Here is an 18,332-nt window from a genome sequence, read left to right on the forward strand (position 1 = left end):
AGACCCGACATACGTGAAGCGGGTGCGGACCCCGGCTGGTGAGCCGGGACCCGCACCCGCTTTTTCGCGACGATCCGTGGAACTCTAGCTGTCGGTCGAGCTGCTGCTCGGCGGGCCGTCGTTGCCGTCGTTGCCCTGGTTGCCGTTGTCGCCGCCGAGGCCGCCCTGGCCGCCGGTGCCGCCGTTGCCACCGGTACCGCGGTTGGGCTGGCCGGAGGAGTTCAGGCCACCCGGAGTGGCGCTGCCGCCGTTGCCGCCCTGGCCACCGTTGCCGGTGCCCTCGCCGACCGAGATACCGCCGTCGCCGCCGGTGCCGCCGTTGCCGCCGCGCGCAGCTCCACCGGTGGCGCTGCCACCGTTGCGACCCACGCCGCCGGAGCCGCCGATGAGACCGCCGTCGCCGCCGTTACCGCCGCGGCCGCCGGTGGTGTTGCCGCCGGTGGAGGTTGCGTTACCGCCGACGCCGCCACGGCCGCCGAGGCCGGATGCGACGGCGTTGCCGCCGGTTCCGGCGTTGCCGCCGGTGGCGCTGCCGGCCTCCGAATTGGCCGCACCGCCGTTACCGGCGTTGGTGCCGCGACCGACCAGGCGGTCGCCGCCGTTTCCGCCGTTTCCGCCGACTGCGTTCGCGCTGCCGTATGCCGTGGCCGCGCCGCCGCTGCCGCCGGAGCGACCCTGGATCTCGGGGGTGGAGCCGCCGCTGATGGTGCCGTGCCCGGCGTATCCGCCGTTACCGCCGGTGGCGGTCTGCGTGCTGGAGCCGCCGCCGGCAGCGCTGCCGACAGTTGCCGCGCCGCCGGCGCCGCCGGCGCCCGCGCCGTAGACGGTGGTGTCGTCCTGGGAGAACGGAATGCCGATCACCGTGCCACCGCCGTCGCCGCCGGTGCCGCCTGCGGCGTTGCCGAACAGCGATGATGCAGCGCCGCCGGCGCCGCCCTTGCCGCCGTTGCTCGGGGACAGGGTTGCGCCCTTGCCGCCGCTGCCGCCCTTGCCGCCCACCGCGTTGGTGGCACCGGTTGCGTTGACGTTGGTGTCGGATCCGCCCACGCCGCCGTCGCCGCCGTTACCGGAGAAGAAGCCGCCGTTACCGCCGTTGCCGCCGGCGGTTGCCGCCGACGCCAGAGTGCCGTCCGCGTTGTAGACAGCTGCGACGCCGGCGCCGCCGCTGCCGCCGTTGCCGAAGAGGCCCGCGTTGCCGCCGGCGCCACCGTTGGCGCCGGCTCCGCCGTTGCCCCAGAGGATGCCGCCGTTGCCGCCGGCGCAGTTGGTGCCACAGGTCGCGGCGTCGGCATCCAGGCCGTTGCCGATCAGCCAGCCACCGTCACCGACGGCTGGACGCAGGAACACCGACGCATCGATCGCCGCGGCGGACGCCGATGCACCGGCACCCGTGGAATCACCGAAAAGGTAGTTCAGCTGGGATTCGGTGTTGACCAGCTTGACCTCGGCGGTGTAGGCCGAGGCGGCCGTCGGCTCGTCGGAAGCGGCCGCAGCGGCCACCAAGGCGCCGAGCCCGACCATTGCCGCGCCGGCGACGCCCGTGGTCACGTGCTTGTGCACGGACCACGAGGCCACCCTGTGGCGACCGGACTTCACGTACATACAACCCCCTTGGGGAACTAGGCCTGACGGGCTTCGGCAGGCGAGGTTTCTTAGCGTTTCCTGTGAAAAGCCGCCCTGATTCTTAGGTTTGCGGAGGCACGCGTCAAGACCTACGTGCAGGCAAGGCTAACCTATCGTTGCGTTTGCAACTATCTTCGCGCCCGCCGAACGCCTGTATGGCCGATTTCCTGCAGGTCAACGCACCCGTAAATTGTTTCAGGTCACATCCACGTTGCCGAGAGGTCTTGAATTCGAAAACCCAAGCCGGTGTGCGGTCCGGTGTGTTCCGCGCGTCTGCCGCCTCCGGCAACTGTTCGCGCTTTGCTAGAACGCGTTCCAGGCGCCCCGCCTGAGAGCGGTCAGGCCCCGACACAGAAAACGGGCGCCGGCTGCACTCGTGCAGCCGACGCCCGCCCCTCGCAATGGCGATCAGTCGTCAGGGTTGCTCTGTCCCGGGTCGCCCGCAGCTCCGTCATCGCCGCCGAGGCCACCGGAACCCCCCTCGCCGCCTTCTCCACCGGTCGCGGTCCCGTCGTCGGTACTGAAGGCGTTGCCCCCGTCGCCGCCGTCACCGCCGGTGCCACCGATCAACCCGCCGGCACCGCCTGTGCCGCCGTCACCACCTGTGGCGTCACCGTCGTCGACGTCGCCGACGCCGCCCGCGCCGCCCTCGCCGCCGGAGCCCATCAGGGCACCACCGCCGCCTCCGGTTCCGCCGGTGCCGCCGGTGCCGTTACCGTCGCCCCAGGCCCAGCCGTCGCCCCCTGCGCCGCCCGCGCCCCCGGTGCCCGTTCCACTCCCGCCGCCGGTGCCGCCTGCGCCGCCCTGGCCGAGCTGATCTGAGGATGCGTAGTCCTCGTCGGAGCCCACCCCGCCGAAGCCGCCGGCGCCGCCGACGCCTGCGGTTCCGTGTGTCACGCCTCCACCGGCTCCGCCGGCACCCCCGGTGGCATTGCCGTTCAACGACCACGCCACCCCGCCGTCGCCGCCGTCGCCGCCGTTGCCGATCAGGCCCCCCGCGCCGCCGGCTCCGCCCGCGGCGCCCACTGCGTCGGCCTCGTTGGCCTCGGTCTCCGGGTCGTCGCACAGGTCATTCCAGTCCGCGCCACCCTCGCCGCCGAGACCGCCGCTGCCGAAGAACAGCCCACCGTTGCCGCCGGCCCCACCCGCGACGGCGGCCGATACCAGTTCGCCGTCCTCGTAAACGGCGTCGGCGCCGGCTCCACCGTTGCCGCCGTTGCCGAACAGGAAGGCCTTGCCGCCGGCGCCGCCGTTGGCACCATTACCGCCGTTGCCCCAGAGCAGACCGCCGTTGCCGCCGTTGCAGGCGGCGCCGGTGCAGTTGGCGGGGGCGTCGAGGCCGTTGCCGATCAGGAAACCGCCGTCACCCCACATCGGGGTGAGCCCGTCTTCGTCGAGTACGGCACTGGCAGCGACCCCGTCGGCGACCTCGCAGCCGGGATCGAGTGCGTCGCAGTCGGCCTCGTCGTTGACGAGCGCGATCTGCGCGGAGTACGTCGCCGGTGCGTCCGGAGTCGCGAGGATCAGGGCCCCGATCCCAACCATCGCGGCGCCGGCCAGGCCGGTGGAGAAGTACTTCGGAACTGAACGCGACGACGCCTTGCGGCGTCCGGACTTGACGTACATGGAACCCCCTTGGTTCTGTGCCCGCCTGACCTCGGGCTGGTGGCTCCCTGAGTTTTTCTTGAGAAAGCCGACATGATTGTTAAGTTTGCGAGAACGCCCGTCAAGCGAAATTCGGATGTTACTCAGAGGGTTGTTTCTGTACGCAAGCATTGCCGTTCGGGCAATGGTTGAATCCGCCCCTGTTTCTCCACTTCAACGCTGTGACATGCACTTTGGTGTTTCCTGAACTCGCCTGAAAGAATGCTGAATCGTGCGGCGGCGGTGCGGGAGCGGGCGGATCCGCGGGTGTGGTTCGAAGGGCCCATAAGTTTGCTGCGGGGTAGATCCTCGGAGCTGGGCCGACGACACTAGCTCGGGGACGCAGGACCTGGCTTGAGGCTCCGCCCCTTGGCGGGCCCCGACGCCATGGCCGAATTCAATTGCAGGCCTTGCACATCGAGGCCTCGGGCACATGCCGCGGGTCCGGAGTGCGATTGGAAGGCCAACGGCGTCATCGCCGTTGCGTGGAAAAACGAATACGGGCGCCGACCGCAATGCGGCCGACGCCCGTACTGGTGTTGTCAGGTGCTCCGAGACTCAGATGGCGGGATTGGCTTCGCCATCGGCGCCGGGTGAGCCGCTGCCACCGCCGAGGCCCTGGCCGCCCGCGCCGCCGGTGCCGCCGGTGGCGTTCTCGTCATCGTCGGCCCACGCGTTGCCGCCGTTGCCGCCGTCACCGCCCCGGCCGATCACGACGCTTCCGCGGCCACCCGTGCCGCCGTCACCGCCGGTGGCCTCACCGGCGTCTGCGTCGGCGTCGCCACCGTCACCGCCGGTGCCGCCCTTGCCGAACACGCCGCCGCCGTTACCGCCGGTGCCGCCGGTGCCGCCGGTGCCGTTGCCGTCACCCCAGGCCCAACCGTCGCCGCCGCGGCCGCCATTACCGGCCGTGCCGCCCCAGACGCTTCCGTGGCCGCCGTCGCCGCCGTCGCCGCCTTGGGCCTCTTGATCTTCTGTGGCGTCTGTTTCGTCGTCACCCACTTCGGCTGTTCCGCCTTGGCCGCCCGCGCCGGCCTGCCCGGACGAGGCGTTGCCGCCCGTACCGCCCGCGCCGCCGGTGGCGTTGCCGTACAAGGAGCCGGCCCAGCCGCCTTCGCCGCCTTCGCCGCCGGAGCCGCTGAGCAGGCCGCCGCGCCCGCCCGAGCCGCCGTCGGCCGCAACGGCATCCGCCTCGTTGACATCCTCGGTCTCCGGATCGTCTTCGAGACCGTTGTAGTCGTAGCCGCCGGCGCCGCCGGCGCCGCCGTTGCCGGAGATGAGGCCGGCCACCCCGCCGTTGCCTCCGGCGAATGCGGGCGACACCTGTCCCTCGTCGTCGTAGATGGCGTCGCCGCCCTCGCCGCCGAGGCCTCCGTTGCCGAAGAGCAGGCCGCCCCTACCGCCGTCACCGCCCGCTACTCCGAGGGACTCGACATAGTCGCCGTTCTCGTCGTAGAGGTTGCCGTCACCGCCGTTGCCGCCGTTGCCGAACAGGAACCCCGCGTTGCCGCCGCTACCGCCGTTGGCGCCGTTACCGCCGTTGCCCCAGAGGATGCCGCCGTTGCCGCCGTTGCAGGCCGCGCCGGTGCAGTCCGCGGCAGCGTCGAGTCCGTTGCCGATCAGCCAACCACCGTCGCCGATCATCGGGGGGAGAGCGGCCAGCGGCGTCACCAGTGCGGCCGACGTGGCCGCACCGCCGATCAGGCCGGCTCCATCGCAGTTGGGATCCAGCGCGGTGTTGCATTCACTGTTGACCAATTTGATCTCGGCGCCCGACGTGGCCGGTGCCTCGGGTGTGGCGAGCACGAGTGCTCCGAGCCCCACCATCGCTGCTCCCGCGAGCCCGGTGGTGATGTATTGCTGAGCGGACATCGGTGCTGTGCGACGGCGCCCGGACTTGACGTACATGAGTAACCCCCTGGTGTTGGTTCCGGCCCGCCCGTTGGGCCGGTAGCTCCTAGTAGACCTTGGGAACCGCCCTGATTGTTGGAGTTTGCGGATCTGCGCGTCAAGGAACTCTGAGAAGCGGCTGAATGAGTTACTTACGAACGAAAATATGTCGACTTATTCCAGCCCCAGCAACGGTTCTGTTTCGGCACTTCATGCCCTGCAAGAGCCCAAAAGCGCCCGCGCAGCGGTCCTGAGAATTGTTAAGTTGAAGTTTCAAGCAATTCATTTCGGAGATCGCCGGGCCTGGATCCCTCGATGCAGGACCGTTTTGCTGGCCGCTGGATATTTCGATCTAGTCCGCCCCCTCCGGCGTACGCGGTCGGGCGGCGGACAGCCCGGCTGCGCCGGCTCGATCACCGCGGAAAGTAGGGTTACGCGCATGCGTGTCTACCTCGGCGCCGACCACGCCGGATACGAACTCAAACAGGCCATCATCGAGCACTTGACGGCCAGCGGCCACGAGCCCGTCGACTGCGGCGCCTACACCTATGACGCCGAGGACGATTACCCGGCGTTCTGTATCGCCGCGGCGCAGAGAACCGTCGCCGACCCCGGCAGCCTCGGCATCGTGCTCGGCGGTTCGGGCAATGGCGAGCAGATCGCCGCCAACAAGGTGCCGGGCGCCCGCTGCGCGCTGGCGTGGAGTACCGAAACCGCGTCCCTGGCCCGTCAGCACAACAACGCACAGTTGATCGGTATCGGCGGACGCATGCACACCACAGAGGAGGCGCTCGCCATCGTCGACGCGTTCCTGACCACGCCGTGGTCGGAAGCCGAACGGCATCAACGCCGAATCGACATCCTGGCCGAGTACGAACTGACCCACAACGCACCCCCTGTTCCCGGAGCCCCGGAGTAAGCGGTGCCTGAGGGTCACACCCTGCACCGGCTGGCCCGCTTGCATCAACGCCGCTTCGGCCGCGCTCCCGTGCGCGTCGGCAGCCCGCAGGGTAGGTTCAGCGACGGGGCCGCGGTGGTCGACGGCCGGATTCTGCGCAAGGCCGACGCCTGGGGCAAGCACCTGTTCCACCACTACGACGGCGGCCGGGTGGTGCACGTTCACCTCGGGCTGTACGGCACGTTCACCGAATTCCCCGCCGCGGACGTCGACGAGATCCCGGATCCCGTCGGGCAGGTTCGGATGCGGATGATCGGCAGTGAGTACGGCACCGACCTGCGCGGCCCGACGGTCTGCGAGGTGATCGACGAGGCCGAGGTGACCGGTGTGGTGGCGAAACTGGGGCCCGATCCGCTGCGCAAGGATGCCGATCCGTCGCCGGCGTGGGCTCGAATCAGCAAGTCGCGCAGACCTATTGGCGCCCTGCTGATGGACCAGACGGTGCTGGCCGGCGTCGGTAACGTCTACCGCAACGAGTTGCTCTACCGGCATCGCATCGACCCTTTCCGGCCGGGCGTCGACATCACTGCAGGCGAGTTCGACGCGATGTGGACCGACCTGGTGGAGCTCATGAAGGTGGGCCTGCGGCGCGGCAAGATCGTCGTCATGCGGCCCGAAGACGACCACGGCGCGCCCTCCTACCGCACGGGCCGACCACGCACGTACGTCTACCGCCGGGCGCTGGAACCGTGCCGGATCTGCGGGACGTCGATCAAGACCGTGGAACTCGAGGGGCGCAATGTCTTCTGGTGCCCCACCTGCCAGACCTGACGAGCGGGTAACCAGCGAGCTCACAGGTTTGACGGGACAATCTGCGAGTGGAACTGATCCTGGTTGTCGTCGGTGCGATCGTAGTCACTGCCATGGCCCATCGGCGCGGCCTCGAGCCCGCGCTCATCATCGTCGTCATCGGCGGTGCGGTGTCGTTCCTGCCGGGATTCGAAGCGCCCGAACTCGATTCGCACATCCTGCTGACCGTTGTGCTGCCACCGCTGCTGTATTCGGCCGCACTCGACTTCTCGTTCCCGACGTTCCTGCGCAACATCAAGCCGATCCTGGGTCTCGGTGTCGGGTTGGTGGTGGTGACCGCCTTCACGGTGGCCGCGGTGTCGTCGTGGTTGGTGGTGGTGCCGCTGACGTTCGGCACGGCGTTGATCCTCGGGGCGATCGTCGCACCTCCGGACGCGGTGACCGCTGTGGCCGTGGGCCGCAAGCTGGGCTTACCCAAGCGGGTCATGGCGATCCTGACCGGCGAGAGCCTGATCAACGATGCGGCCGCCCTGGCCTTGTTCTCCATCGCGGTGGCCCAGGTGGCCGGCACTCACACCTTCATCGAGAATCCGCTGCTGTTGTTCGGCTACAGCGCCATCGTCGGCCCCCTCGTGGGCGCCGCGCTGGGTTTCGTGACCTTGTGGATCCGGCGCCGGCTGGCCAATCCCGGCCTGGAGACGGTACAGGGTCTGGTGGTGCCGTTCGCCGCCTTCATCGCCGCCGAGCACTTTCACGCCTCCGGGGTGTTGGCCGTCGTCGTCGCCGGATTCGTCGTCGGCACCGGCACACTCGATGCCGGCTATCAGACCCGGCTACAGGAGCGCTACGTCTGGAACTCCGTCGACGTCCTGCTGGAGGCCTTTGTCTTCGCCTACATCGGGCTGCACCTGCGGTTCGTGCTCGAAGACCTGCGCGAGGCGCACGAGTCGCTGGCCGAGGTGGCGATCGCGTCCGGGATCGTGCTGTTGGTGGTGTTGGTGATCCGCCCGGTGTCGGTCTTCGCCATGTTCAGCCGGGGAGTGTTGTCCCGGCAGGTCGAGAAGCGGCTCAGCGTGCCGATCCCCGACGGGGGCGGCCGCGGCGCGCTGGGCACCCGCAGGCGGGCCAAGGCACCCGGCAAGTGGCGTTCCCGGATCGACAAACGCTCCTTGACCTGGCAGGAGAACCTCGTGGTCTCCTGGACCGGTATGCGTGGCGTGGTGACTCTCGCTGCGGCAGCGGCCATTCCGGCGACGACGGCGGCGGGGGAGCCGTTCCCGGAACGCGCCACCATTCAGGCGATCGCGTTTGTGGTCAGTGTCGGAACGCTGCTGCTGCAAGGGTGGACCCTGCCGCTGTTGATCCGCCGAGTCGACCTGTCCTCTGATGAGGAGCACCTGTACGCATTCGCGGAGACGGCGAAAGCCGAAGACATCGTGCACCAGGCGGCCAACGAGGTGCTGGCCGAGTTCCAGGCCAATCCGCCGGACGGGCTCGACCCGCGGGTGCTGGCCGAGATCCGCACCACGATCGCCCGTCAGTCGCAGGACGCCGACGAGATGCCCGACCCGGAGGCGCACACCCTGCGTGCGGAAACATTCGCAGCGCTCTACCGGGATGTGCTGACCGCGCAGCGGGCCGCTCTGATCGGCGAGCGGGATCAGGGCCGTATCGACGACGAGGCGGTACGGGCCATGCTGGAACGCCTGGACCTGCAGGAAGCGGGCGTCACCGCCCGGCTGGAAAGCCGCTTCTAGAAGCCGCCGAAGTCCCCGCCGCCGAAATCGCCGCCACCCCAGTCGCCGCCGCCCCAATCCCCGCCGCCGGAATCGCCGCCCCAATCCCCGCCGCCGCCGTCGCCGCCGTCACCGAAGCCCTGGTCATAACCCTGCGCGAAGCCTTCTTCGTAACCGGTGCCTGCCATCCCGGAGAACAGCGTGCTGAACAGCAGCATGGAGCCGACGCCCCAGGCGCCCGCCACCAGGGCCGGCTTCCACCACGGCTCGGAGTACCAGCCGGCAGGGACCGGCCGGCCGGCGACCGTGCCGCCCGGGTAGTAGTTGGGGGTGCGTTGCGACGGTGCGGGTGAGGCCTCGATCTCGCGTCCCTCGAACTGCACGCTGCGGTCCTCGGTGACCTGCCCGGCGGTGCGCTGGCCGTGCAGCGATTCGAGTTCCGGGCCCGGGTCCATGCCCATCGCGACGCGCGCCGCGCGCACGTAATACAGCCCCTCCAAGGCGCTTTCCTTGGCCAGCAGCGCCTGTTTGGCGGTGGTGGCCTGCTCGATCTGGGAGCCGGCCGCGGTGTAGCGCTCCGACGCGTCGGCCAGTGCCTGCTTGGACGCATCATCGGTGCCGCTGAGGTTGATCACCTGCCCGCCCAGCCGTTCGATGATCCGGCGCGCGTCGGCTTTGGCGTCCGCCAACGACGCCTCGTTGCGACGGCCCGCGTTGCGCGAGGAACTCCAGACGGCCAGACCGATGGCCGCGACAACAACGATGATCAGTAGCAGCAGGAAGCCGTCCATGGCGTCCAGGGTACTCACAGAAAACGAGTACCTCCCGGGACAGCGGACAGGCTAGAAACCGAGGTCGACCGGAACGAACCGCGACGTCACGTCTCCGGCCAGGGTCTCGTCGCAGGAGTCGATGCCCTGCGGCGGCCTGCCGGCGCTGATGTCCCGGCCGGCCGGCCGTGCCCACACCCCGCGCGCACTGGTGGTCAGTTCGAAGAACACCGAGACAGTGCCGCCGATCGCCATCACGTTGCCCAGCAGCGGGGTCACTGCGGTGGGATACGAGAATTCATGGCGTGCAAGCAGGTTCGAGTCGTAGGTGTGGAATCAGCGGCTCGACGCGCCCGTCAGGGTGGCCTCCACACCGGCCGCCACGGCGCCGCTGCTCGGCGGAATCGGCACGTACGGCAGCGTCGTCGCCACCGCCTGGGCCGCCGTGGGCAATACGATGCTCACCTCCGAGACGTTCACGACGCCGAAGGACGTGAAGTCCTCGTATGCCGTCGCCGAGTCCACGATCTGCAGGGTCAGCGAGTCGGTGGGCAGGGCCATCGTGTACGCGATGTTCTCCATGTCGAATACCACCGTGTGTTCGCGACCGTCGAGCGTCACCGGTATCGGCGTCACCAGATTGCCGAGCACCCGTCCGGTGGAGTTGTCGACGAGCTGAGCGTAGAGGTGACGGCTGGTGCCCAGACCCTGGTAGGTCAGCGTCAGGGTGGGTGCCCCGACCACGTGGATCGGGGTGTTCACAGTGGTGCCCTGGTTCGGGATCTCCAGCTCCAGCGCGTACCGGGATTCGGCGGCCGCCGGCAGCGACAACGGGAACGGGGCCTGAGTCTGCGGACCCGAGCCGCCGAGAATCGGGATGAGGGGTAACAGCCCGCCGGCGCCGGACAGCTCGATCACCTCGTCGCCGAAGAAGTCCGATCCCTCGGTGGGCAGGGTGTCGGTGGCGAACCAGTTGCCGCGCTGGTCCACCCACATGAAGGTGGGCCCGGGCGCGACGGGGGAGGGCTGACCCTTGTACTTGACGTAGGTGTCCATCCAGGCCAGCGTCTGTGCGTTGAGGTAGCCGTATTGGTCGGCGGCCTGTTGTGGGGACAGGTCCAGGCAATACCCGTGGCCACCGCAGTACCAGATCATCCGCACGGGCACCGTGGGGTCGAGTTGTTCGGCGTTGGCCAGGGCCTGCTCGAGCACAAAAAGACCGTCCACCGTGCCTTGCAGGAACAACGTCGGCGCGGTGATGTTGCCGACGACGGTGTCAGGGCTGTTCTCCGAGAGGAACCTCTGCTGGAACGGGGTGAGGAACCCCGTGAGGAGCCCGGTGAGAATGCCGGCGTAGATGGTCGGGTCCGGCCTGGCGCCGGTGATGGCCAGCGACAGCGCCAGCAGTGACGCCCACGATGTCTTGAAGGTCTGGTTCGGGTAGAGCGCGGTTTCCAGGGAATTCCATGCGATGCCCGGGGCGATAGCGTCGATCCGGCCGTCGGTGCCGGCCGAGGTCAGTTGGATGCCACCGCCATAGGACCCGCCGACCATGCCCACCAGCGGGTCGCCCACGCTCTCGAGCTCGACGCCGGGTTGCAGGGCCGCCCAGTCGATGATGGCGGAGACGTCGCGCGCCTCGAAAAGCTCGGAGTCCAAGTGCATCTGACCACCCGAGGCGAACTCACCACGCGGGTCCCAGGTGATCACGTTGTATCCGGCTTCGCGGATCTGGGAGATACCCGGCACCAGACCGGACACCGTGTTGAGTTGGGACAGATTGATGTAGCCCGCGGTGGCAAGGCTGGGGCCGTTCAAAACCGTTGGCGCCCCGGCAGCCACATCCAAGCCGGAGGCGGGGAAGAAGTTGACGCTGATCAAAGTGCCGTCGAAGGATGCGAGCTTGGTGGTGAACGCGATCGGTGGCTGACCTTCGCCCACGTACTCGTCGACATCCACCTCGACGCCGAAGCGCTCGGCTCGGCCGATCAGTGGGGACAGCAGGTCTTTGAGGATGGGCACCTGCTGCAGGACCACCAGGATCCTGGGGGCGATCATGTTGACGATCGGGATGTTCTGCAGGGCCTGGGTGAAGCCCGTCTGCTGGGCCACCAGTACGGAGAACCGTTCGGCGCCAACGGGTGTGGCGGGGGAGAGATACGGCAGGAAGGTGAAGTTGCCGTTGGCGGAGTCGAGGCTGACCTTGCCGCCGCCGGTCGGACCGTCCACCACGGTGTAGGTGAAACCCGTGGCAGGCGCTGTGGTGTTGGTACCGGTGATCACGCCGTCGTCGAGGGCGATGCCGGGGTTGTAGGTGAACGTGTCGGCCGCGAGTTCGCGCCGCGCGGCGGCCGCCAGGACCCACTCGGCGGGGGAGTCCGTGGTCCGGTTGCGGTCCCCAGGTGCGGGCGTATCGGAGGCAGCGGGCGTGCGGATCTGGGTGAGGCTGTGCCGCATCGGCGTTGCGGCAGCGACAGACGCCGCGGGCTCGTCGTCCCGTTTGTCCGGACGGTCCCCGGTCTCGGCGGTGTCGTCTGTTGCGGTGTCGTCCGATGAGCGGTCACGGCGACTGCTGGCGTAGGCCGGCCTGGCGGTGGAACCGGCGGGGGAATCGGCGTCTTCGGTGTCGCCGGTGTCGTCGCGTTCGGTGATTCTGACCTTGATGCTGTTGCGCGACTTGATATCTGCCGAGCCGCCCGAATCCGATTCCGAGCTCTGGGATCTCGAGTTACTGGAGGTGGTCTCGGTGTCCGCTGAGGCGGTACCGCCGCCGGCAAGGATCGCTACCCCCACTCCCAGCGCTACGGCGAGACCGCCCACCCGACCCACGTATGTCGCTGCACCCATGTTGTCCTCTTTGCCGGCCGGGTTGCTCACAAGATGTGGCCGACAGTACCGCCCCGGATCGATTTATTGACGTCATTCGTAAATCGGGATCAGGCGCGTCAACGCAGGTGCTTGCCCTACACCAGCAACGACCGCAGTTGTCTTGTGCGACTGCGGCGTTGGTGTGCTCAGCGGTAGTAGATCTCGTCGCCGTCCGGGTAGCCGCCACCCGTGGTGGTGATGTGAACGTGGTCGTAGTGGCCGTATCCGGAGCCGTGTGCGCCCGAGGGCGTGTAGTACACACCGCGCCAGATGGCGTCCTGGATACCGAACCGGTCCGCATGCTTGAGGACGTAGGCCACGATCTCGTTGCCGAGCGCGATGCCTTCGGCCGAGCCGGGGTTCTGGATCATCACGTCCAGGGCCAGACCGTCGGGATGCCAGCGCAACGCGTCGGCGCGCACGCCGCCGATCTCCTGGATCTCCGGGAACACGGCGCTGATGCTGCGGGCGGTCAGGATGGTTCTGACTTGCAGGCCGCGCTCGGGCGCCTTTCCAGCGGGCAGCGTGGGCTGGACGGTCCGCAGACCGCGGGACGCCGAGGCGTACGAATCGGCGGAGAACTTCATACCGTTCTGCACCCCGCCCATCGGTGCCACTGCCACCAGTTCGGTACAGCAGAGGGCGGCTGGTTCGTTCTCGGCGGGAAGGGCGAGCTGATCGACAACAGGCGCGGCCTGGGTCTCCACCGGGACTTGACCGACATCGCCTTTGACGGCGAAGAGAACGGCAGCGGGAACGGCAACCGAGGCCAGGGCAATCGACGGATTACGCCGCTTCCTGGGCTGAGAATGCCGTCCCACGGACAGGATCCTACGGGAAGTGCCGGAGATTACCGCAACAAAAGTTGAAAATGCGCCTTCGGCACATTTCGTTACGCGATCGAGATTGACGCGCCATCAGTCCGCGATCTGGGCCGCAGCACACGGGTTGACCTGCACAGACAGGGCAACCCGCGTGCGGCTGCCCGATCAGTCGTCGTAGTTGCTGGCACCGTCGGAACCGCGCGGTCCCGCCGTGCCCCCGGTGCCGCCGGCTCCGCCCGCTCCGCCTGAGCCGCCCTGGGGTTCGATGGTGGCTCGGGCGTCGCCGCCGTTGCCGCCGCGACCACCGTTGCCTGCGAGGGCTCCGCCGGTCCCGCCGCTACCGCCGTCACCACCGGCGGCATCCCCTTCGCCGAAGGTGTCACCGCCGTCGCCTCCGGCGCCACCCGGGCCCGCAAGTGCGCCGCCGCGCCCGCCATTTCCGCCCTTGCCGCCGTCAGAGTTGCCGCCCGTGGCGACCGCCGAGCCTCCGTTGCCGGCCGCACCGCCCGCTCCGCTGACGGTGGAGTTTCCGCCCGTACCGCCGTTACCTCCCACGGCGTGGGTGAAAATACCGTTTGCGTTGCCACCGTCGCCGCCACGTCCGCCATCGCCGACGACCGAGTATCCGCCCGCGCCGCCGGCACCGCCGGTGGTGGTGGTTTCGAAGTCGGTGGCGACGCCGTGGCCGCCGGTGCCGCCGGCGCCGGCTTTACCGACGGTCGCATCGCCCCCCTCGCCACCGGCACCGCCCGCGGCGCTGCCGTGCTGCGAGGTGCCCTCGCCGCCGTTCCCGCCGCGGCCACCATCCCCGGACACCCATCCACCGCGGCCGCCGTTACCACCTGCGCCGCCTTGGCTATTGGTGCCGGCCTTGTCCTCGTCCGTGGCAAGCGTGTTCTGGTCCCCGCCACCGTTGCCGCCGGCACCGCCGTTGCCGGCGAGCAACCCGCCGCGGCCGCCGTCGCCGCCGCGGGTGGCCGCCGAGAGCTGGCCGTCCTCGTCGTAACGGGCGTCGGCCCCTGCGCCGCCGTCGCCGCCGTTGCCGATCAGCCACGCGCCGTCACCGCCCCGGCCGCCGGCCACGCCGACGCCCTGACTTCCGTTGCCGCCGTTACCGAACAGGAAGCCGGCGTCACCGCCGTTGCCGCCGTTGGCACCGTTACCGCCGTTACCCCACAGCAGACCGCCGTTGCCGCCGTTGCAGGCCGCACCGGTGCAGTCGGCGGGAGCGTCCAGACCGTTGCCGATCAGCCATCCGCCGTAGCCGATGACCGGTGGTAGCGCCACTGCGGCGGTACCGAGGGACGGAACGGCCCCGCCGTTTCCGTCCAGGAGGTAGTTCAGGGTCGATTCGGTCGTGGTCAGCCTGATTTCGGCGCTCTGAGGCACCTCGACCGACGCGGCGACGGCCCAGGCGCCCATGCCTGCCAGCGCGGCGCCCGCGATGCCGGTGGAGACCGCGGACTTTCGAAGTGACCGAGTAGAGCCGTGTTTTGCCATGCGGAACTGACCCCTGACTGTAGAGACGATGTGGGAATGACGAGGCGCCACGGGCTGGTGGCGCGGATTGAATTTATGGGTAGCTTTACCGCAGGTCAAGCGTCATTGCGGTAAACATGGGCGAAATTGACGCACATGTTTGTGCGAGGTGCCCGGCAAACGATCCCGCGCTCCGCGCCGGAGTTGCTGGATGGCGGTGCCGAAGCGTTGTCGCGGATCGAGCTCACATGCCCCTGTGATGCGCCGATGTGCGTGCTGCCGCACGAAAAGCCCGGTGTGGCAGCAAGATCGGGGGTTGCGGTCCGGTTCCTAGCCGGCACCGCCGTTGGTGGTGCCGTCCGTGCCGTTGCTTCCCGTGCTACCGCCGAGGCCGCCGCTGCCGCCGACGCCGCCCTTGCCCGCCTGGGCGTCCGCACCGGGGTCGGCCGTCGCGTTGCCCCCGTTGCCGCCGCGCCCGCCGATACCTGCGACGGCGCCGCCGCGGCCGCCGTCACCACCGCGGCCGCCGGAACTGTAGGCGTAGTTGGTATCCGAGTTGCCGCCGCTTCCGCCGGCGCCGCCCGTCCCGCCGACCGCCGAGTTCCCGCCCCTGCCGCCTGCGCCGCCCACCGAGCCGGCGCCGTTGTCCAGGTGGTCGTCCCAGTTGTTGGCGTTGCCGCCGTTGCCACCTCTGCCGCCATCGCCGACGACCGCGTACCCGCCCTCGCCACCGGCGCCTCCGGTGGCGATCTCACCGGCTTCGTTGGCCGCCCCGAAACCGCCGTTGCCGCCGTTACCGGCCTGGCCGAAGGTGGCGTCCCCACCCGCGCCGCCGGCACCACCGGTCGCGTCGCCGTCGTCCGTCGACACGGCCCGGCCGCCGTCGCCACCGAAGCCGCCGTCGCCGAACACCCACCCGCCGCGGCCGCCGTTACCGCCGGCACCGCCGCGGGCGTCGGTGGGCGCGTTCTCGTCGAGGCCACCTTCTCCACCGTCGCCGCCATCGCCGGACAACAGCCCGCCGCGGCCACCGTCACCGCCAGCGGTCGCCTTCGACTGACGGGCCTCATTGGTGACGTCGTACCAGGAGGCCGCGCCCGCGCCGCCGTCGCCGCCGTTGCCGATCAACCAGCCGCCGTTACCGCCTCGGCCACCTGCGGTGGCGCCGGACACCACGGTGCCATCCTCGTCGATGACCGCGGCGACGCCGTTGCCGCCGTCGCCTCCGTTGCCGAACAGGAAGCCGGCGTCACCGCCGCGACCGCCGTTGGCGCCGTTTCCGCCGTTACCCCACAACAGACCGCCGTTGCCGCCGTTGCAGGCCGCACCGGTGCAGTCGACGGGCGCGTCCAGACCGTTGCCGATCAACCAGCCGCCGTCGCCGATGGCAGGTGGCAGTGCCACGGCGGCGGTCCCGAGCACCGGAGCATTGCCGTCGAGCAGGTAGTTCAGTGTCGATTCCGTCGTGGTCAACCGGATGTCGGTGCCGCCGGTCGGCAGGTCGACCGACGCGGCGACGGCCCAGGCGCCCATACCTGCCAGCGCGGCGCCGGCGATGCCGGCAGACAGTGCGGACTTTCGGGGTGATCGACCGGCGGCGGTTTTTGCCATGACGTGTTGACTCCTGACTGTAGGGACCATCGTTGCGCAATGGGGCTGTAGCGCCAGATGAATCTATGCGTAGCTCCTGCGCTGATCAAGACATGCCGCAGTGAACGGAAGAGAAATTGACGCACAAGCTGATCAACGCCGGGTGGCAAACATGACAGGTGGGCCTATCGATGTTGCTGGAAGCGGAGCCCCCCCGAGGGGGTGTTCGGGTGGCCCGGCGACGGGCGCACGTGGCCCGATCTCTGAATCATGTTGTCCGCGAACGGTTCTCGCCCCCGTGCCGCAACAGTGGCGGGCTGCGTCGACAAGAACCCGGAAAAGGATGTGAGGTGGCGCCGAAGCTGACTTCGGCACCACCTCAGGAGAGCGGGCGACGGGAATCGAACCCGCGTAGCTAGTTTGGAAGACTAGGGCTCTACCATTGAGCTACGCCCGCGTGTATTGCTCGAGCCAGACTGTACCGGCCCGGTGGAGCTCAAAGCCAATTGACGCCCCGCAGCCGATACGGCCTGTGTTCGGTCATGCCCGCGCAAGCCGTAGGATGCCGTGGGCTTGTTCGACAGCGTCCGCGTGCGAATGCGCGGACGTCAGGAGCAGGTGCCGGGGTGTAGCGCAGCTTGGTAGCGCATCCGCTTTGGGAGCGGAAGGCCGCAGGTTCAAATCCTGTCACCCCGACCAGCACGACCATCGAGACCGACATCACCAGCGAAAGTAATTCGAGGAGTACCTGTGAAGAGCACCGTCGAGCAGTTGAGCCCCACCCGGGTGCGGATCACCACGGAGGTGCCCTTCGAAGAACTCGAGCCCGACTTCGACAAGGCGTTCAAGCAGCTGGCCAAGCAGGTCCGGCTGCCCGGCTTCCGCCCGGGTAAGGCGCCGCGCAAGCTGCTCGAGGCCCGCATCGGCCGCGGCGCGGTGCTCGAGCAGGTGGTCAACGAGGCGCTGCCGGCGCGCTACAGCCAGGCCGTCAGCACCACCGACGTCAAGCCCCTGGGGCAGCCCGAGATCGAGATCACCAAGATCGAGGACGGCCAGGAACTGGTGTTCACCGCCGAGGTCGACGTCCGTCCCGAGATCACCCTGCCCGATCTGAGCGCGCTGACCATCACCGTCGATCCGATCGAGGTCACCGACGAGGACATCGACAAGGAACTGCAGACGCTGCGCGCCCGGTTCGGCACCCTGACCGGGGTGGACCGTCCGGCTCAGGAAGGCGATTTCGTCTCCATCGACCTGTCGGCCACCGTCGACGGCGAGGACGTGCCCGACGCCAAGACCGAGGGCCTGTCCCACGAGATCGGCTCCGGCCAGCTCATCGAGGGCCTGGACGAGGCGATCATCGGCCTGAAGTCGGGGGAGACCAAGGTCTTCACCACCACGCTGGCCGCCGGTGAGCACGCCGGCAAGGAGGCCGAGGTCACCGTCACGGTCGGTTCGGTGAAGGAGCGCGAGCTGCCCGAGCCCGATGATGAGTTCGCCCAGCTGGCCAGCGAATTCGACACCATCGACGAACTCAAGGCGAACCTGTCCGAGCAGGTGGAGCGCTTCAAGCGCATCCAGCAGGCCGAGACCATCCGGGACAAGACGCTGGAGACCCTGCTCGAGCAGGTCGACATCGCGCTGCCGGAGAAGATCGTGCAGGCGCAGGTCGACGAGACCGTGCACCAGGCCATCCACGGGCTGGACCACGACGAGGAGAAGTTCGCCGAGGCGCTCGCCGAGCAGGGCAGCTCGCGCGAGGAATTCGATGCCGACGCGCGCACCAACGCCGAGAAGGCCGTCAAGACCCAGCTGCTGATGGATGCCATCGCCGACGATCTCGACGTGCAGGTCGGCCAGAACGACCTCACCGAACGGCTGGTGCTCATGTCGCGGCAGTACGGCATCGAGCCCCAGCAGCTGCTCCAGGTGCTGCAGCAGAACAACCAGCTGCCGGCGATGTTCGCCGATGTCCGTCGGGGCCTGACCGTCGCTGCCGTCGTCGAGGCCGCCACGGTCAAGGACACCGACGGCAACGTCATCGACACCGCGGAGTTCTTCGGATCCGGCTCCGATGAGGCCGATGCCGGCGACGAGGACGCAGCTGAGGATGCCGACGAGCAGGCGTCGGTGTCGGTGGAGCCGGACGGCGACACGAAGTAGTTCTGGGCGGAGGGCCCGCCCTCGGCGCGTGACGCTC

13 protein-coding genes and 2 tRNA genes are annotated in these 18,332 nt (G+C 69.0%); 5 read left to right on the forward strand and 10 right to left on the reverse strand.

Features of this window, described 5'->3' with window-relative positions; translation table 11 throughout:
• Positions 1–84 precede the first annotated feature (84 nt).
• From AC3A6P_RS20140 to AC3A6P_RS20150, 3 genes are all read right to left on the reverse strand, one after another.
• The gene (locus AC3A6P_RS20140; protein ID WP_487693465.1) at positions 85–1,560 is read right to left on the reverse strand and encodes a hypothetical protein; all 1,476 of its coding nucleotides are present in this window, start codon (positions 1,558–1,560) and stop codon (positions 85–87) included.
• A 471-nt stretch (positions 1,561–2,031) separates the two neighbouring features.
• The gene (locus AC3A6P_RS20145; protein ID WP_487693466.1) at positions 2,032–3,249 is read right to left on the reverse strand and encodes a hypothetical protein; all 1,218 of its coding nucleotides are present in this window, start codon (positions 3,247–3,249) and stop codon (positions 2,032–2,034) included.
• A gap of 576 nt (positions 3,250–3,825) precedes the next feature.
• Positions 3,826–5,139, reverse strand: a complete 1,314-nt coding sequence (locus tag AC3A6P_RS20150) for a hypothetical protein (protein ID WP_487693468.1) — start codon at positions 5,137–5,139, stop codon at positions 3,826–3,828.
• Between the two features lie 457 nt (positions 5,140–5,596).
• Between AC3A6P_RS20150 and AC3A6P_RS20155 the strand changes: the two genes are divergently transcribed.
• The 3 genes from AC3A6P_RS20155 to AC3A6P_RS20165 are packed head-to-tail and all read left to right on the forward strand — an operon-like array spanning position 5,597 to position 8,622.
• Positions 5,597–6,076 carry a ribose-5-phosphate isomerase gene (locus AC3A6P_RS20155; RefSeq protein ID WP_487693469.1) on the forward strand — a complete coding sequence of 160 codons (480 nt, stop codon included), beginning with the start codon at positions 5,597–5,599 and terminating at the stop codon, positions 6,074–6,076.
• 3 nt (positions 6,077–6,079) lie between these two features.
• Positions 6,080–6,886, forward strand: a complete 807-nt coding sequence (locus tag AC3A6P_RS20160; protein ID WP_487693470.1) for an Fpg/Nei family DNA glycosylase — start codon at positions 6,080–6,082, stop codon at positions 6,884–6,886.
• Between the two features lie 47 nt (positions 6,887–6,933).
• Positions 6,934–8,622 (forward strand): cation:proton antiporter, encoded by a 1,689-nt coding sequence (locus AC3A6P_RS20165; protein WP_487693471.1) that lies wholly within the window; start codon positions 6,934–6,936, stop codon positions 8,620–8,622.
• On the opposite strand, the gene AC3A6P_RS20170 is transcribed toward AC3A6P_RS20165, so the two are convergent.
• The 7 genes from AC3A6P_RS20170 to AC3A6P_RS20200 form a co-directional block, all read right to left on the reverse strand.
• A complete protein-coding gene (locus AC3A6P_RS20170; protein ID WP_487693510.1) occupies positions 8,619–9,392 on the reverse strand; it encodes a DUF1542 domain-containing protein in 774 nt (257 codons plus the stop codon). The two genes, AC3A6P_RS20165 and AC3A6P_RS20170, sit on opposite strands and share 4 nt — an antisense overlap.
• Before the next feature lie 51 nt (positions 9,393–9,443).
• Positions 9,444–9,650, reverse strand: coding sequence for a hypothetical protein (locus tag AC3A6P_RS20175; RefSeq protein WP_487693473.1), 207 nt, complete (start codon positions 9,648–9,650; stop codon positions 9,444–9,446).
• Between the two features lie 57 nt (positions 9,651–9,707).
• Positions 9,708–12,218, reverse strand: a complete 2,511-nt coding sequence (locus tag AC3A6P_RS20180; RefSeq protein WP_487693474.1) for an alpha/beta hydrolase family protein — start codon at positions 12,216–12,218, stop codon at positions 9,708–9,710.
• 167 nt (positions 12,219–12,385) lie between these two features.
• Complete coding sequence (locus tag AC3A6P_RS20185) at positions 12,386–13,060, reverse strand: VldE C-terminal domain-containing protein (protein WP_487693475.1); 675 nt, start codon at positions 13,058–13,060, stop codon at positions 12,386–12,388.
• 168 nt (positions 13,061–13,228) lie between these two features.
• Positions 13,229–14,563, reverse strand: a complete 1,335-nt coding sequence (locus tag AC3A6P_RS20190) for a hypothetical protein (RefSeq protein WP_487693476.1) — start codon at positions 14,561–14,563, stop codon at positions 13,229–13,231.
• Between the two features lie 309 nt (positions 14,564–14,872).
• A complete protein-coding gene (locus AC3A6P_RS20195; RefSeq protein ID WP_487693477.1) occupies positions 14,873–16,153 on the reverse strand; it encodes a hypothetical protein in 1,281 nt (426 codons plus the stop codon).
• Between the two features lie 365 nt (positions 16,154–16,518).
• Positions 16,519–16,589: transfer RNA gene (locus AC3A6P_RS20200), tRNA-Gly, on the reverse strand.
• A 165-nt stretch (positions 16,590–16,754) separates the two neighbouring features.
• Between AC3A6P_RS20200 and AC3A6P_RS20205 the strand changes: the two genes are divergently transcribed.
• Positions 16,755–16,831: transfer RNA gene (locus tag AC3A6P_RS20205), tRNA-Pro, on the forward strand.
• A gap of 51 nt (positions 16,832–16,882) precedes the next feature.
• Entirely contained in the window at positions 16,883–18,295 is a 1,413-nt protein-coding gene (gene tig, locus AC3A6P_RS20210) for a trigger factor (protein WP_487693478.1), read from the forward strand.
• The last annotated feature ends 37 nt before the right edge of the window (positions 18,296–18,332 follow it).

The sequence above is a fragment of the Mycobacterium sp. Soil_C_30 genome, from assembly GCF_057656995.1.

Bases quoted from the DNA above. Each gene is read 5' to 3' on its own strand.
- AC3A6P_RS20145 (WP_487693466.1), bottom strand. From the start codon at position 3,249: ATGTACGTCAAGTCCGGACGCCGCAAGGCGTCGTCGCGTTCAGTTCCG.
- AC3A6P_RS20150 (WP_487693468.1), bottom strand. From the start codon at position 5,139: ATGTCCGCTCAGCAATACATCACCACCGGGCTCGCGGGAGCAGCGATG.
- AC3A6P_RS20155 (WP_487693469.1), top strand. From the start codon at position 5,597: ATGCGTGTCTACCTCGGCGCCGACCACGCCGGATACGAACTCAAACAG.
- AC3A6P_RS20170 (WP_487693510.1), bottom strand. From the start codon at position 9,392: ATGGACGGCTTCCTGCTGCTACTGATCATCGTTGTTGTCGCGGCCATC.
- AC3A6P_RS20180 (WP_487693474.1), bottom strand. From the start codon at position 12,218: ATGGGTGCAGCGACATACGTGGGTCGGGTGGGCGGTCTCGCCGTAGCG.
- AC3A6P_RS20190 (WP_487693476.1), bottom strand. From the start codon at position 14,563: ATGGCAAAACACGGCTCTACTCGGTCACTTCGAAAGTCCGCGGTCTCC.
- AC3A6P_RS20195 (WP_487693477.1), bottom strand. From the start codon at position 16,153: ATGGCAAAAACCGCCGCCGGTCGATCACCCCGAAAGTCCGCACTGTCT.